Source organism: Paraburkholderia fungorum (assembly GCF_900099835.1).
In the GTDB taxonomy this organism is placed as follows: domain Bacteria; phylum Pseudomonadota; class Gammaproteobacteria; order Burkholderiales; family Burkholderiaceae; genus Paraburkholderia; species Paraburkholderia fungorum_A.
Map to the genome: position 1 here is coordinate 1,072,809 of NZ_FNKP01000002.1, position 14,767 is coordinate 1,087,575.

Consider the following 14,767-nt stretch of genomic DNA (forward strand, 5'->3'; position numbering starts at 1 on the left):
CAATGAGAGCGCTTTCCGAGGACGTCAACTTCAGATTGAAGAAAAGGAGCGGATTGTAAGGGTAAAGGACGTCAGGCTGAGGCGTAAGGAGATAAATCACTTGCGTGGGACCAACTTTTTGGTCTTGACTATTCTTGCCGCTACCGTTGCCGCGCAACGCGATGGGAATGTTCCCAACTGCAGGTTCATCAAGCGGGACATCGAGGCGGAAGTCTAAGCAGACTAGCCCGTCAGTACTTAAAAGTGCATTGTGACGGCCGTCAGTTCTGGGGAGTGAGTGTGAGTTGATGCTGTAGGCCGCCGCCGTGCCGAGCGATGCCTCCAAGGTCGGCTTCCCTTGGGCCGCGGACGTTAGACCGAACGGGTGGCGATGTCTGCAACGGCCGAATACCGCCCAATCATTCGCTGTAGCTCATGCGTCGCTTCATTCTCCTTCAATGACGTTTCCCACAGCGTGCTCGCCAAACGATCGTGCTTGTCGAGCACCTCCGAATCTTCGGCGATGGTGCTCACGCCATTCCGCAAATTGATTGGCTGGTCGATCCAGAACGGACTATTGACGAGATAACGCTGACCCTTCGTGTGGATGATCGGATAGCCGGCCGTCGGCAGGACTGCGTCGTCAGGCCGATTTGTACGGGCATCGGCGATGAGGCGTTCAACTCAGCCATGTGATTGATCTCGCGTGCACCCTCGTGCCTGAGCACGGGGCGCTCTGCGTACGGCTTGCCGGCTGTGACGGCGAGCCCATTGGCGAGATATCGTTCGATACTACCTGGCGGCACGATGTTGACCATAGCCGGCAGACGGAAGCGAAAGATCGCCTTACGTCGCTTTAGTACCAGCAAAAGCCGCTCGCCCTCGGTCGCGTGAATGGACCGATATCTTGCGGATCGTGCAGGCTGTGCGCGGACGACTTGCCGTAGCAGGCGAACTCAGAACGTAGATACCGTGCCTTGCTGATCTATAAATGCGGCGTCCGTTGTGCTATCCCAGACTAACGAATGCTCCTTGGCATTTCCCGGATCAGGCTGATTTACTGTACACGGGAGCTTCCTGCCGCATGAATCAACGTACGTAAAGAAGCGGGCAGTGGATTTTCCCCGTCCGGAATATGACCAGATCTGTCTGGCCTGCACTAGCTCTGTGGCGCCAAGTGCGAAAACCTCGGGTGTGCGGATCTGAAACTGAGTGAGTAACTGTATGAGGGACTCGGGTCCTGCCACCAGCCAGGAAAAACTATCTGCTGGGTCGGCGTCCGGATTTCCCGAACGAACCAGAAAGGTGACGTCTGCAGAAGCAACACCCATCATTTGCCATCGGCTAAAGGCGTCGCCGGCGAAACGATAGGGTGCCGACCATTCGGGCTTGGTAAAGAACATGTTATGCAAGTTAACGGGCGTGAGCCGCCTTTCGTGTGAATTAAAAAATGCAGCAGGCGCGGTTGCCTGACAGATAAATAGCCGGATCGATCCATGCTAGAAAAATTCTGCCCGTTTGAAAGTACGACCAACCAGCGGAAGCTTTGATGAGCAGATGAGATCGTGAACGAAATATCTGTGATTCCCAGTGTACTGGGAAGACAAATTATAGCGCCAAAGAGAACCTTCTCCCATTACACTGGGAGTGAAATTTGGAATTGCCGCACGCCTTCGGACAGGTCCTGCGCGAGCGCCGGCTGGGTGCAGGGCTAACGCAGGAACAGTTGGCGCTGGACGCCGAAATCCGTCGCACGTATGTCAGCATGCTTGAGCTCGGACAGCATCAGCCCACACTGACGATGTTGTTCCGGCTCGCAGGGGCGCTAGACAGCACGCCTAGTGATTTGCTCAGGCAAGTCGAGGGTGTACTCGCGCAGGGGCGCACACGGAACTCCGGCAGAAGCAAATAGTCTTCCGTGTTGTTCTTCGGCGCGGCGACGGCTACTGGAGCGAGGGATGATCTCGCGCGGTCATATCCAAGGTCACACCGGATGTCTCGCACATAAAATCTTGCGAACGGCGCTTCCGTCTCACCAATGCGGTTTTCCTGCATGTAAGCTTTTAGACGCAGGTCGAATTAAGGGCACCCGCCTGCAAGCGCAGGCGGGTGCGAGACTAACGTCAAACTGGACTTTGCCTAAAATGCAAGGTTGCATTTTAGGCTGTCAGGCGGTTCATCTTACGCTGTCAATGTTTCAACTTATGCGTCAACTCACAGGAACACGAACTGTATTCAGCGTCGCATCATCCGCACGCGCCGACTTCTCCGCACGCTGTACAAAAGTCGCAGCCGTCCTTGCGAATTACCGCATTCGCGCCGCACGATCCGCATTTGCGTCCGAGCATCACATGCATGCCCGAGGCTCCCTCGGATTGCGTGACCGCCCTGGCATCCGCTTCCGATGGGAACGGACGAATACCGAAATCCGCCGGTAACGCGCTCTCCGCTTTCATCTGCCCGCGCGGCAAACGCGCCAGCACACGCGACGGCAACTGGTTGCCTTCGGCGTCGAGAAAGCCGCGCCGATGCAGAATCTGTTGAATCGCGAACGCCAGCGCGGCGACTTCCGAATCGTGCCAACGCGGCGTGCGATGACCGTCCAGACGCTGCACTTCGCCAAGCCTCACCTGACCGCGATCCCACGACACCTTGCGCATATCCTGCAGGTTTCGCCCGACAAAACCGCCGCGCGCGGCGAGCGACAGCGACCGCATGGTCGCCGTGATCCATTGCTGCGATTCGTCGCGCTGACCGGTCGGAATAAAGAACTCGATAGGCCGCTCGATCGTCACGTCTTCACCGCCCAGGCGCCCGGTCACTTCAATGAACGACACCGCCACATACAGCGACTTCTTGCCCGCCTGCGTCAGATACTCGACTTTCTCGATGATCGCCGGCAACTCACCTTTGGGCCGATGATCGATCGCGATCCGCAGCGGGTCGAGATCGGTGTCGGCGAGTGTGTCGTCGCTGGTTTGCTGCGGCGGACTCACGCTGAGCACCGCGCCGAGCGTCTCGTTCGGGCGATAGGTGGCAAGACCCTTGAGCCCGCTTTTCCACGCGTCGAAATAGAGGCTTTCGAATGCGTGGAATGGATAATCGGCGGGCACGTTCACCGTCTTCGAGATCGATGTGTCCACGTACGGTTGCACGGCCGCCATCATCTCGAGATGGTCGCGCGCCGACATCTGCAACGCGCTGACGAAATAGTCCGGCAGCTTGTCTACATTCCCACCCAGCTCGCGATACAGACGGTACGCGTAATCTTCGACATCGAACGACTCGCGGCCGCCGTCGGCCATCACCTTCATGCGCGTATAGGTCCACGAGAAGGCCGGCTCGATACCGTTCGACGCGTTGTCTGCGAACGCGAGGCTCACCGTGCCGGTCGGCGCGATCGACAGCAAATGGCTGTTGCGAATGCCGTCGCGGCGAATGGCCTGCTTGATGTCTTCGGGCAGCCGCGACGCGAAAGTACCCGCTTCGAGATAGCGCTCCGCGTCGAACAGCGCAAACGCGCCGCGTTCTTTCGCCAGTTCGACCGACGCGCGATACGCTTCGTCGCGCATCAGCTTCGCGATGCGCACGGCGAAGTCGCGGCCTTCCTGCGAGTTGTAGCGCAGACCGAGCATCACGAGCGTATCGCCGAGACCGGTAAAGCCCACGCCGATGCGCCGTTTCGCACGCGATTCATCGTGTTGCTGCTGCAGCGGCCACAGCGTGACGTCGAGCACGTTGTCGAGAAAACGCACCTGCGTGCGCGTGCGTTTCGCGAGCCCGTCCCAGTCGAACGACGCTTGACGGCCTTGCATCTGCGCGAACGGATCGATGACGAAACGTGTCAGGTTCAACGGCCCGAGATTGCAGCAGCCGTACGCGGGCAACGGTTGCTCGCCGCACGGATTGGTCGCGCGGATCGTTTCGACCGCGCGCAGGTTGTTGTCCTCGTTCATCCGCGAAATGAACACGATGCCGGGTTCGGCGACGTCGTAAGTGGAGCGCATGATGCGATCCCAGATCTCGCGCGCCGGGCGTTCGCCGTACACCCACAGGCCGTCTTCGCGCTGACGCACGTCGTCGGCCGAGCGCATGGCCGGCGACGGCTCCGCGCGATGCACCAGTTGCCAAGGCTGATCTTCTTCGACCGCGCGCATGAATTCGTCGGTGACGCCGACCGACACGTTGAAGTTGTTCCAGCGTCCCTTCGAATGCTTGGCCTCGATGAATTCGAGCAGGTCGGGGTGATTGCAGTCGAGCACCGCCATCTGCGCGCCGCGCCGCGAACCGGCGCTTTCGACGGTGCGGCACGACGCGTCGAACACGTCCATATAACTGCACGGGCCCGACGCCGACGAACTCGTGGTGCGCACGCGAGCGCCCTTGGGCCGGATCGCGGAGAAGTTGTAGCCGACGCCGCCGCCGCGCCGCATCGTTTCGGCCGCTTGCAGCAACGCCACGTAAATGCCGGGCAGACCCTGTTCGTCGACACCCTGAATCGCGTCGCCGACCGGTTGCACGAAGCAGTTGATCAACGTGGCCGCGATGCCGGTGCCCGCCGCACTCATGATGCGTCCCGCGCCGAGCGCGCCGTGCCGGAGGTTATCGGCGAACAGCGCTTCGACCGATTCACGCAGCGCAGCCGGTTCGGCCTGGGCGACGCCTCGGGCGACGCGCTGGAAGACGTCGTCGGCGGATTGCTCGTCGCCTTTCGCATACTTCTCGAGCAGGACATCCACGGAAAATTGTTGCGGCGCGACGAGGGGAGCGGGCGGGGTGATTGGCGCGGATTGTGCGGATGGTGCGGCAACAGCAGGTGTTGCGGCGCGGGTGCTGGGCGTGTCTTCTGCCATGGTAGGCCCTCAAACGGCGCCGCAGCGGCACGGCGCGGTGGTGGATGCCGGTCAGCGTAACGCCGCGGATCGAGCCGGCGGCTGACGTGACGCAATGAGGTCCACCTTAACGCACGCGGCGAAGGGCCGCAATCGGCGGGTTTTGACCTTTGAGGGAGCGCGGGTTACGCGGTCCGCCGCGTCCCGCACGAGGCAGTTTTTGCGCAGATGGCGGGGCGGGCGATCACAGATAACGACAGGCGGGTGGACATGAACGGCTCCAGGCGCGTTCGCGGTCACTAACGGCGTGGCCCAGGCAAGGAGGGTTGAAGCAGAATCAGAACAGACTCGGAACAGAACCCGGCTCGCCCGATAAAACCGTCAGGCTTCAGCCAGCGCACCCAGAATTTCAGCACAGATCATCGCGGATGCATTCGACGGAGCCGGCCGCTCAGCCGGTTTGAACACCGCGTCACCGCGACGGATCTTGCGGCGCGATACCGCGCAGGTCCCGGAGGTATGCGCCGAGCGGCGACGCCAGCGCTGCTCTCCGTAATGACATCGCCCCGGCTCTACCCAGCGGATCACCAGCGCCGTGTCGGAGCGCTCGAGAATCTCGATGCGTACGCCATTGGTACCGGCAAGGGGGATGGACTCTAAGGTCATCATCATCGGCTCCGTATTGTGGTGTGCCGAATGTAGTCCCGCGCGCGCCGGATAGCCATTGTGCCGCGGTTGAAACACTGTTCTCGAAATAGCAATAATCCCACTTGACAAATGCGGTCAGCCGCAATGACGGGCTTTGCGGGCCGTTTTGTATGTGAATTTTTAATAGTGTGGATTTTTGCAACGCAGTGTTGTGCGTAGCGCGACGAAAGTGCCGCCTGGAAAGGGCTCCGGCGCTTCCTTTAAGATGTGGTTATTGACGAGCGACCGTGCGCTGCAAATGTAGCGGTTTTGATTTTTTCCGGTCGGCTCGCGCACATCTCCCCAACCGACGAGTCCACATGATTTCACGCCCGCCCGCTGCACCGCCTGCTGCACCGCCCGCCGCACCGCCCGAATCCGCAGCCACGCCGCCCAGGCCGGATCGACTGAAGAAGCAGAAGGCTGCGTCGCTCGCGCTGTATATCGGGCTGGTGCTGCTGGCGCTGTGGGTCGTGCGCGACTTCATTGCGGTGGTCGCGTGGGCCGGTGTCGTGGCGATCGCGCTGTGGCCGCTGTTGCGCAGGGTCGAGGGCAACCGCTGGTTCACCGGCCGCACGACGCTGATCGCGGTGGCGATGACGCTTGCGATTGCGCTGCTGGTGGTGCTACCGGTCGGGATCGTGATCGCCCAGGCGTTGGGTGAGGCGCACGACCTGAATGAGTGGTTCAAGTCCGCGCAGGAGAACGGCATTGCGGTTCCGGACTTTATCGGGCGTTTGCCGTTCGGGGTTCAGCAGATTTCAGACTGGTGGCAGGCCAATCTTGCCCAGCCCTTGCGCGGATCGGCCGCGATGAAAGGCCTGCACAGCACCACGGTGATTACGCTCGGCCGCCATTTCGGCGCGCGCGCGGTTCATGCGATGGTGGTCTTCGCGTTCATGCTGGTCACGCTGTTCGTGATTTTCCAGGCGGGGCCGCGTCTGTCCGGCTCGTTGCTCAAGGCAATGCGCAAGGGTTTCGGCGAGGACGGCGCAGCACTGCTTCAACGGATGGCGGCAGCCGTGCGCGGCACCGTGTCGGGCCTGGTGGTGGTCGGACTCGGCGAAGGCGCGTTGATGGGCGTCGCGTATTTCGTGGCGGGTCTGCCGCATGTCGCGCTGCTCGGGTTCATCACCGCGATCGCCGCGATGCTGCCGTTCTGCGCGCCGATCACTTTCGGTCTCGCGGCGTTGTGGCTGGTGGCGCAAGGCTCGGTGGCCGCGGCGATCGGACTGGCGGTATTCGGCTCGGTGGTCGTGTTCATCGCCGAGCACTTCGTGCGGCCGGTGCTGATCGGCAACTCGACGCGCCTGCCGTTCCTGCTGGTGCTGTTCGGCATTCTCGGCGGGGCGGAGACGTTCGGCCTGCTCGGCATTTTCATCGGCCCCGCGCTGATGACCGTGCTGATGGTTTTGTGGACCGATCTTGTGAAATAGGCGGGTGGTCAGTCAGGCCAACGCACGCCGCGTGCATGCCACCCGGCGTGCGTTGGTGCTTCGTGCGCATTAGCTGTTCGAATCGATACCGCCGCAGTCGAAGCGGCAGTACCTGCGATCGCACACCGCATCCCACGTATGCCGCCAACCGGCAATCAGCCGCTCAAGGCCGCATATACGACGGATGTTCCTGCGTCGGCACGCCCGAAGCCGACGACGGCCCCTGAGCCGCAGGTTTCACGCAGCCGAGCGTGTATTTCAGCGCGGCGGGCAGCAGCGCGCTCCAGACATCCCAGGTATGACCGCCGTCGATAATGCGCAGCGCCGCCGGGTTCCCCGCCTGCCGCAAATGCGTGTACAGCACGGAGGCGTCGGCCTGGATATCGAGGTCGTCGTCGCCCGCTGCGATGAACATCGGCAGGCGATACGGGCGGCTTATGTAGCGCTCCCACTGCGCCGGATAGTTCAACTCGTGCCAGACGCGCGGGTCGAACTGACGGTCGCCGAACACGCCCACACGCCGTGCCGCCGATGCGCGCGGCGGCTCGTTCGAATAAATCGCCGGACTCAGCAGCAACGCGCCGCAGAACAGCTCCGGCTGCGTCAACGCGTAACGCAGCGCGCCGAACCCGCCCATCGACACGCCGCCGATCATCCTGCCGCCGCGTTGGGTCGACACCGCGTAGTGCGCTTCGATCTCGGGGATCAGGTCGGCGAAGAACGCGGTCTCCATCTTTTCCTTCCGGTCGACGTACCAGTCGGTGCCGCCTTGCGGCATCACGATCACGACAGGCGGCATGTCCTTGTGGTCGATCAGCGCATCGGCGGCGCTTTGCAGATGACCTTGCGTGAGCCAGTCGTTGGCGTCGCCGTTGTTGCCGTGCAGGAGGTAAAGCACGGGCAGGCGCGGCGCGTCGTGGCGATAGCCGGTCGGCAGATAGACCGTGTAGGACCAGTCACGGCCCAGCGCGTCGGAGTGGAAGCTGCGGCTGACGACAGTGCTGGCTTGAGCCGACGTGTTGGCCGTCGTCACGGCGCATAGCGAAACGAGTGCGAGAGGAAGGAATGGACGCATGTCAGTGTGAGAGGCCGACGCGGAGTTCGCGCGGCCGTCATGCTATCAGCATCGGAGGCAAAATTGAGATGGGGAAAGTGCGATTTCGCCGCTCAAGGCGAGGTCCGCAACCGCGTACCGACGAAGCGGCCCACCAGGCGCTTCAGCGGCTCGACCCCCAGCGCGACGGCGAACAACGCGCCGACGGCGATCGCGTCCGCGAGCAGCCCGAGCGGATAGTTCAGGTAACCGTCCGTGGCCGCATACAGCACCGAGTCGACCACCAGCGAGATCACCGCGCCCGCGATAAAGCACAGCAGCCCCTTGCGGCCTATCACACCGACCCACGGCAGCCATTGAGCCAGCTTCCTTGCCCAGCCAAGCTGGATCAGGTTGGCGACGAGCCACGCAATCGCGAGGAAGTTGATCGCCCGCAAGTAGGACAGATTCTGCTTGAGGCTCGCGCTGAGCGGTTCATGCGCCATAAATAGCTTGTAGTACGCGGCGGCGATTACCACGCCGAACGCTGTCACGCTGACGATCCACCCGAGCCGGTGCGCGCTGATCCGCTGATACACCGGCTGGCAACGCGCCAGTACGCCGAGTACGAACAGCAGTTGCCACGCGAACGGATTGAAGTCCCAGTGCATGTCGGGCGCGGCGGGCAGATACGCGTCGATTGCCGGCGCACCGGCCCACAACGCGACGCTACCGGCCAGCAGCAGCCATGGCTTGCTGCGCGCGAGCGGCAGGATCATCGGCACCAGCAGCGCGAAGAACGCGTACATGGGCAACACGGAAGCCAGATAAGGCTGGCGGCGGAACAGCAGAATGTCGCGCAGCGCCGACAGCGGGGCGTCGATCAGGTCGTCGAGGTCGGTGGTCGCGAGATTCGGCCCGTCGATGCTGAGCGCGCTCAACACGGCGCTGACCAGCAGCATCAACCCGGCTGTAACGAGGAACGCGCGATAGATTTCGAGCGAGCGTCGCAGGAAGCGGCTGCGCGCGATCGTCTCGTTGCGCCGCTCGGCAAGCGCGGCGTAGGCCGTGGCCGTGGCGAATCCGCCGAGGAACACGAAGACTTCGGCGGCATCGCACAACGCGTACGCGTGCAGCGTGACGCGCGACAGGATGCTGCCGCCGATGTGATCGACAACGATGATCAGGAGGACCAGTCCGCGGAAAAAGTCGAGTTCGATCAGCCGGGAGGATGATTGTTGCATTGTTTGCGCCAAAAGCAGCCCCGTGCGACGGCGCGCTGATTCAGCGCGGCGGACGTCTCACAAGGCTTTTTAGAAATTGGATTGAGTATTGCGGCGGATTCGCGATCCGCGTCGCCCCGTTGGCCGGCCTCGCGAGGCTGTGTCAGGGGACTGTAAAAATGACCTGCTGAGCAACGCGGAGTTCCGCTGCGCTGCCGCAAAAGCCGGGGATTATATTTCCTTCTGTGACAAATCCGGCGCGGATCGCGCAGGTCGTCCAGTGGACGACCTGCCGCTGCTTTCAAGTCCCGGCGGCGCTTTGCCGTTTACCTGAACACGCGCGGAGACAGAAGAGGCACGCGCTTGCAGTGGAGAATTAGCAACATTTTAAAAGATCAAAGCGTACCCCAATGGACGGCCAGCTAACGGCGTGTGAGGATTTCTGAACAGCGCGGCGCGTTAAAAAGCAGCCTGTCGAAGCACCAGAAAAGCGTCGAGAACAACGAGCGGCCGGATCGAGTTGTCCCATTACTCGAGTGCAGGGAGATCTTCATGAGCAGGCAAGTGTTCGCGCTGGCTGTCTCCGCCACTTTGTCCGTCACTTCCGTCATCGGCTTCGCTTCGTCGGCGTCGGCGCAAACCAGCGTCACGCTGTATGGCGTGATCGACGAGGGCATCAACTACACCAATAACGTAGGTCGCGGCCATGTCTACGAACTGGCCAGTGGATTTGCGCAAGGCAGCCGCTGGGGTTTGAGCGGAGCCGAGGAACTGGGCGGCGGCCTGAAGGCTATCTTTCAGCTCGAAAACGGTTTTGATCTCAGTTCCGGCCGACTGGAACAAGGTGGCCGGATGTTCGGCCGCCAGGCTTTCGTCGGACTCAGTTCGGCGCAGTACGGCACGTTGACGTTCGGCCGCCAGTACGACTCGCTGGTCGACTATCTGGCCCAGACCACGGCCAACGGCAACTGGGCCGGTCAACTGTTCTCGCATCCGTACGACAACGACAACACCGACAACTCGTTTCGCCTCGACAACACGGTCAAATATACGAGCCCGTCGCTGGCCGGGTTCCAGTTCGGCGGCACGTACAGCTTCAGCAACGATGTGGGCTTTGCGAACAATCGCGCGTATAGCTTTGGCGGCCAGTATGCGTACGGCGGTCTGCTGGTGGCCGCGGCCTATTTGCAGGCCGACAATCCGGGCAACGGCGCCAACGGTGCGATTGCGGGCAACGACGCCAATTTCATCGCCGCGCGCATGCGGGTGTTCGGCGGCGGCATTACCTACACGTTTGGTCCGGCGACGGCGGGGTTTGTCTACAGCAACTCGAACTATCTGGACCCGACCGCCAACGGCTATCTCGGCGTGACGCCGCTGGTGCCTCCCGGCGTGCTGCTGAACTCGCTGAAGTATCAGAACTTCGAGGTGAATGGCAAGTATCAGATTTCGCCGATGTTCTTCGTCGGCGCGCAGTACGTGTACACGATGGAAACCTACGATGCGTCGACCGGCGGCGTGAAGCCGCGCATTCACTCGTTCGGTCTGATGGCGGATTACAACCTCTCCAAGCGCACCGACGTTTATCTCCAGGGCGAATATCAGCAGGTGACGGGCGACCCGACCTATTCGATTCTCGACGATGCCTTTACACCCGGCACCCAGGCGCCTTCATCGACCTCGCGGCAGGTTGTGGTGCGCGCGGCGATACGGCATAAGTTCTAGCTTCGCGGCGCTGCACGTGTCGCGCGTCATGGATCACACGTCACGTCATACGGCTCAGTTCATCACGTAGTTCTGGATCAGAATGCCGAGAATCACGCCGGCCGGAATGCCTGAGGTTCTGCCGCGCAACGTTGCGCCCAGATCTTCGTCGAGCACGAAGCTGCTGCGGCGCTCGCGCCAGAAGGTTTTATAAGCCAGAGGTTTTATATCGACGATGACCAGCGCGACGAGGGCGGTCACGATCACCTGTTGCCACGCGTTGAGCTTCGCGGCCAACGGCGAAAAATTACCGGCATTGCACAGCAGAACCATGATGACGGCGGCGACCACGGTGCTGAAGAAAAAGCCGCCCATGAAGCGGTTGGCCGAATGAAGAGAATCCACTTGCGCCTCAACTGTCTTCGCGATGTCGATGCCGATGCCGATTCAACGAGCGAAGTAAAAAATAATCTGACGGACATCCGTTTCCCTTTCGATGTAAAGCCGATCTGCGTTTCAGGAAAATTCAAACGGACGCGTAAGGATATTTGCTTCGGGTTCGCGAACCTATCGTATTTGTCTTAAATGCGGGTGCCGGGAATTCCCGAAACGTCGCTGCATTGCGATGCATGAGTGCGAACCTGGATCACGTATGGCTGCAATGAACTCCCGCGTCATGGCAGGCTCAAACAGTACCGCGCTGTTGTCGCGCTGCTGCTTCATCGCGCGCCTTACGTTTCGTCATCGGCAAGCCTGTTTTCTTTCACGGAGACTTCATGAGTAATCGTGCAACGCAGATTCTTCCGCATCATCGTTATGTTCATTCGCTGGGCGCGCCGCTCGCCTGCGTGCAAGGGACGATCAGCAAGGTGTTCGATAGTCCCGAGAACCACCACGGCGCGAATCATCAGCAGTTCGTGATCAAGATCGACACGGTGGTGAAGTTCGAAGGCGGCACGGAGAACCTCGTCGGCACCGAGGTATTCGTCGCGGTGCGTTTCGGCGATAACGAAGGCCTCGCGCAGGAGATCCCCGGGCTTCAGGCGGGGCAGCCCATCGAGGCTCAAGGCGAATACATTCCCGAGGCAAAAGCCTATCCCACTGAAGACAATGACAATCCCGTGCTGTCGGTGTTGCACTTCACGCATCATCCGGTGGGGTACGTGAAGTACCAGGGGCAGTACTACAGTTGACCAGCGCTCATTTCGTCGGGCGCACAGATGACGTTCTGTCAGCTCGATGAAATGCGTTTGCGTGACCCACGCGGTCGCGATCCGTCCGCGATTCAAGTTCTAACGACGATTGCCGTTAAAGGTCTAATTAGCGGCCGTTAGCGCGTGATTACGAGGGCATTTCTTTTTCACCGCTTCTCTACCGCTTGTTTGCTGCTTTTTTCCGCAAATTTATCGATGCATGCCCGCATGAAAGGGCTGTCGGGCGCATCCGCATCGGCGCGTAAAACGAAGCTGGAAATACCGTGCGTAATGTTTGTATCAGTTTGTTTGGAGCGGGGCGTTTGAGGTTGAGCGCACTTTACAATTCCGCGTGAATTTTAATCGGCAACCCCGCTGGCTTCGCTGAAAACCGGCTGTTTTGAAGCACCGGCATCCGGGCGCTGGGCGTCTGTGTTTCCGGGCATCCGGCGAGCAGCAAGCAGGGTTGATCAGCAGGGCATTGGATGAGCGCCGCACGAGGCGGCTCGCCATGTCGCGAAGGTGGCTGCGCGGCGCAAGACCGCGCGCATCTTACGCGTCAGGTGGCATCCGGCCAGCCCAGGAACGAGGCAGGAATCGAACAAGATGGTAAAACGCTTCAACAGAACAATGATGGGCAGTCTGACCGGCGTCTGGGTTGCGCTGGCCGTGAGCGGTTGTGCCAACGTGGGCCAGCAGGGCGCGCAAAACGGCGCGGCAACGGATCCGGCGTCCGGCGTACCGGCAACCTCGACGGCAACGGCGACGGTGGCAAATCAGGCCGCTGCGCCTGGAAGTAATGCGTTGGCTGCGCGAACGTCGGTCCGCATCAATGCCGATGAGAGCAAGCCGCTCAGGAAATCGCCGCCGCTGGTTTATCGCGTGAAACACGGCGACTCGCTCGCGCGCATCGCGCAGCATCACCACTGCAGCCTCAAGCAGTTGCAGGCGTGGAATGGATTGAAGAACTCGTCGCGGCTTAAGTTGGGGCAGGTGCTGCACGTGGCATCGCCGGAAACGGTGCGGGAGGTTAAGGCGGCGCAAGCAGCGCAAGCAGCGCAGGCAGCGGCTGCGAAGTCCGCGGCGGCTTCGGTGGCTTCGTCGACTACGGCCGCACCGGCTTCACCGGCTTCACAACAGGCAGCGGCGTCAACTATCGCAACGCAGCAGTCCGCAGTGCCCGCTACGTCAACCGTCGCGGCTCTGCAATCCGCCGCACCCGCGCCGTCCGCTGCCGAAGTCCGCGAGGTCGCGCATGAGACCGCTCGCCATGCGAACAGCGTGTCGTTGGCATGGCCGGCAGGGGGCCGCGTAGTCGAAGGATTCCAGCCCGGCGAAACGCGTGGGATCGAGATTGGCGGCAAGCCCGGCGATCCCGTGATGGCCGCCGCCGACGGCAAGGTGATGTACGCCGGCACCGGCCTGAACAGCTACGGCAGTCTGATCATCGTGCAGCACAACAAGGACTTCCTGACCGCGTACTCGCATAACCGCAAATTGCTGGTGAAGATCGGCGACGTCGTTCGACAAGGCCAGCAGATTGCGGAAATGGGCGACGAAAACAACTCACGTGTTTCCGTCGGCTTCGAGGTGCGCCGCGACGGCAAACCGGTCGATCCGATGCCGTATCTGCCGCAAGGGCGCGGCTAATTTCCCTGCGGGTCACGCATCGTCATTGAACCAGCGTAGCGCCGCGGCGACGATCGCCTCCGGCGCGTCCTCCTGCATCAGATGACCGGCATCCGGCACCGCGTGAAAGCGCGCTGCCGGAATCACACCGGCCAGGTGGCGGCCACGTTCGAGCGGAATCCACTGATCCTGCTCGCCCCACAGAATCTGAACCGGACAGCGGATCTGCGAATAGCGCGCTTCGATCTCGTCGGTGTAGCGCTGGTCCATCTGTGCGATCTGCCGGTAGAACGCGGCTTGTCCCGTTACGCCGAGCCACGGTGCGACGTAAGGCGCGAGTTCCGCATCCGGGATCTTACGGGCGATCGCGCCGCGCACATACGCGTTAACCACCGCCTCGTGGATATAAGGCGGCAGTCCCGCGAAGGCGTCGATGTGTTCGCGCACGTGCCGCACGAACGGCGAACCCCATGGCGCGACCGCGACCGGGTCGATCAGCGTGAGGCTGCGATAGTCGCACTGATCGATCAGATGCGCGCGTAACGACGTCGCACCGCCGAAGTCGTGCGCAATCACGTCCGGCTTCTTCAACCGCCAATGCGCGAGCAATTGCGCCAGCAACACGTTCTGCACGCCGAGCGAGACATCCTGAGCGTCGCGCTGCTCCGACTGGCCATAGCCGAGCAGATCGTAGTAATACACGGTGCGAGTTTCGGCGAGATGCGCAGCGATGCGATGCCACACATACGAAGAAAACGGCGTGCCGTGAACCAGCACCAGCGGCGGACCATTGCCGGTCACGCGATAGCGCACGGTTTGATCGCGGAAGGTATAGCTTTCGGGAAGCGGCCAGTTTTGCATGAGATCGAATGGGGAAATCGGCATTGGCGTCGGCATCGCAAGAATGTGCGCTTACGTTTGAGCAGGGGTGAGTCGAGTGGGCTGGCCAGGTTGTCGATAGCTTCCCGTAGAAGCTCACCTTTGTTTTATTCAGCAACGCCAGGCAAATTGAAAGCTCGGCGAGCTACAGCCTGGTCTGGACCGGAAGCAG

Annotated in this window: 12 protein-coding genes; 5 read left to right on the forward strand and 7 right to left on the reverse strand. The window is 61.4% G+C overall.

Annotation, left to right across the window (positions count from 1 at the left end; translation table 11 throughout):
- Window positions 1-351 precede the first annotated feature (351 nt).
- Window positions 352-513 carry a hypothetical protein gene (locus BLS41_RS39090; protein WP_171910281.1) on the reverse strand — a complete coding sequence of 54 codons (162 nt, stop codon included), beginning with the start codon at window positions 511-513 and terminating at the stop codon, window positions 352-354.
- 1,126 nt (window positions 514-1,639) lie between these two features.
- Between BLS41_RS39090 and BLS41_RS20770 the strand changes: the two genes are divergently transcribed.
- Window positions 1,640-1,891 carry a helix-turn-helix transcriptional regulator gene (locus tag BLS41_RS20770; protein WP_216350622.1) on the forward strand — a complete coding sequence of 84 codons (252 nt, stop codon included), beginning with the start codon at window positions 1,640-1,642 and terminating at the stop codon, window positions 1,889-1,891.
- Between the two features lie 334 nt (window positions 1,892-2,225).
- Here the strand turns inward: BLS41_RS20770 and BLS41_RS20775 are convergent, their stop codons facing one another.
- Together BLS41_RS20775 and BLS41_RS20780 are read right to left on the reverse strand one after the other, a co-directional pair.
- Complete coding sequence (locus tag BLS41_RS20775; protein ID WP_074768228.1) at window positions 2,226-4,832, reverse strand: adenosylcobalamin-dependent ribonucleoside-diphosphate reductase; 2,607 nt, start codon at window positions 4,830-4,832, stop codon at window positions 2,226-2,228.
- Window positions 4,833-5,192: 360 nt separating this feature from the next.
- The gene (locus BLS41_RS20780; protein ID WP_074771081.1) at window positions 5,193-5,477 is read right to left on the reverse strand and encodes a DUF3331 domain-containing protein; all 285 of its coding nucleotides are present in this window, start codon (window positions 5,475-5,477) and stop codon (window positions 5,193-5,195) included.
- Between the two features lie 341 nt (window positions 5,478-5,818).
- Here BLS41_RS20780 and BLS41_RS20785 point away from each other — a divergent pair, with 341 nt between their 5' ends.
- Entirely contained in the window at window positions 5,819-6,934 is a 1,116-nt protein-coding gene (locus tag BLS41_RS20785) for an AI-2E family transporter (RefSeq protein ID WP_074768230.1), read from the forward strand.
- Between the two features lie 163 nt (window positions 6,935-7,097).
- On the opposite strand, the gene BLS41_RS20790 is transcribed toward BLS41_RS20785, so the two are convergent.
- Together BLS41_RS20790 and BLS41_RS20795 are read right to left on the reverse strand one after the other, a co-directional pair.
- Window positions 7,098-8,009, reverse strand: coding sequence for an alpha/beta hydrolase (locus BLS41_RS20790; RefSeq protein ID WP_074768231.1), 912 nt, complete (start codon window positions 8,007-8,009; stop codon window positions 7,098-7,100).
- A gap of 92 nt (window positions 8,010-8,101) precedes the next feature.
- A complete protein-coding gene (locus BLS41_RS20795) occupies window positions 8,102-9,211 on the reverse strand; it encodes an OpgC domain-containing protein (RefSeq protein ID WP_074768233.1) in 1,110 nt (369 codons plus the stop codon).
- A 531-nt stretch (window positions 9,212-9,742) separates the two neighbouring features.
- Here BLS41_RS20795 and BLS41_RS20800 point away from each other — a divergent pair.
- Entirely contained in the window at window positions 9,743-10,915 is a 1,173-nt protein-coding gene (locus tag BLS41_RS20800) for a porin (protein ID WP_074768235.1), read from the forward strand.
- Between the two features lie 54 nt (window positions 10,916-10,969).
- Here the strand turns inward: BLS41_RS20800 and BLS41_RS20805 are convergent, their stop codons facing one another.
- Window positions 10,970-11,299 (reverse strand): hypothetical protein, encoded by a 330-nt coding sequence (locus BLS41_RS20805; RefSeq protein WP_074768237.1) that lies wholly within the window; start codon window positions 11,297-11,299, stop codon window positions 10,970-10,972.
- 371 nt (window positions 11,300-11,670) lie between these two features.
- Between BLS41_RS20805 and BLS41_RS20810 the strand changes: the two genes are divergently transcribed.
- Window positions 11,671-12,087, forward strand: coding sequence for a hypothetical protein (locus BLS41_RS20810; RefSeq protein WP_074768239.1), 417 nt, complete (start codon window positions 11,671-11,673; stop codon window positions 12,085-12,087).
- Between the two features lie 606 nt (window positions 12,088-12,693).
- Window positions 12,694-13,737: a peptidoglycan DD-metalloendopeptidase family protein gene (locus tag BLS41_RS20815; protein ID WP_074768241.1), complete on the forward strand. Its 1,044-nt coding sequence runs from the start codon at window positions 12,694-12,696 to the stop codon at window positions 13,735-13,737.
- Between the two features lie 12 nt (window positions 13,738-13,749).
- Here the strand turns inward: BLS41_RS20815 and BLS41_RS20820 are convergent, their stop codons facing one another.
- Window positions 13,750-14,577 (reverse strand): alpha/beta fold hydrolase, encoded by an 828-nt coding sequence (locus BLS41_RS20820; protein WP_074771082.1) that lies wholly within the window; start codon window positions 14,575-14,577, stop codon window positions 13,750-13,752.
- Window positions 14,578-14,767 lie beyond the last annotated feature (190 nt).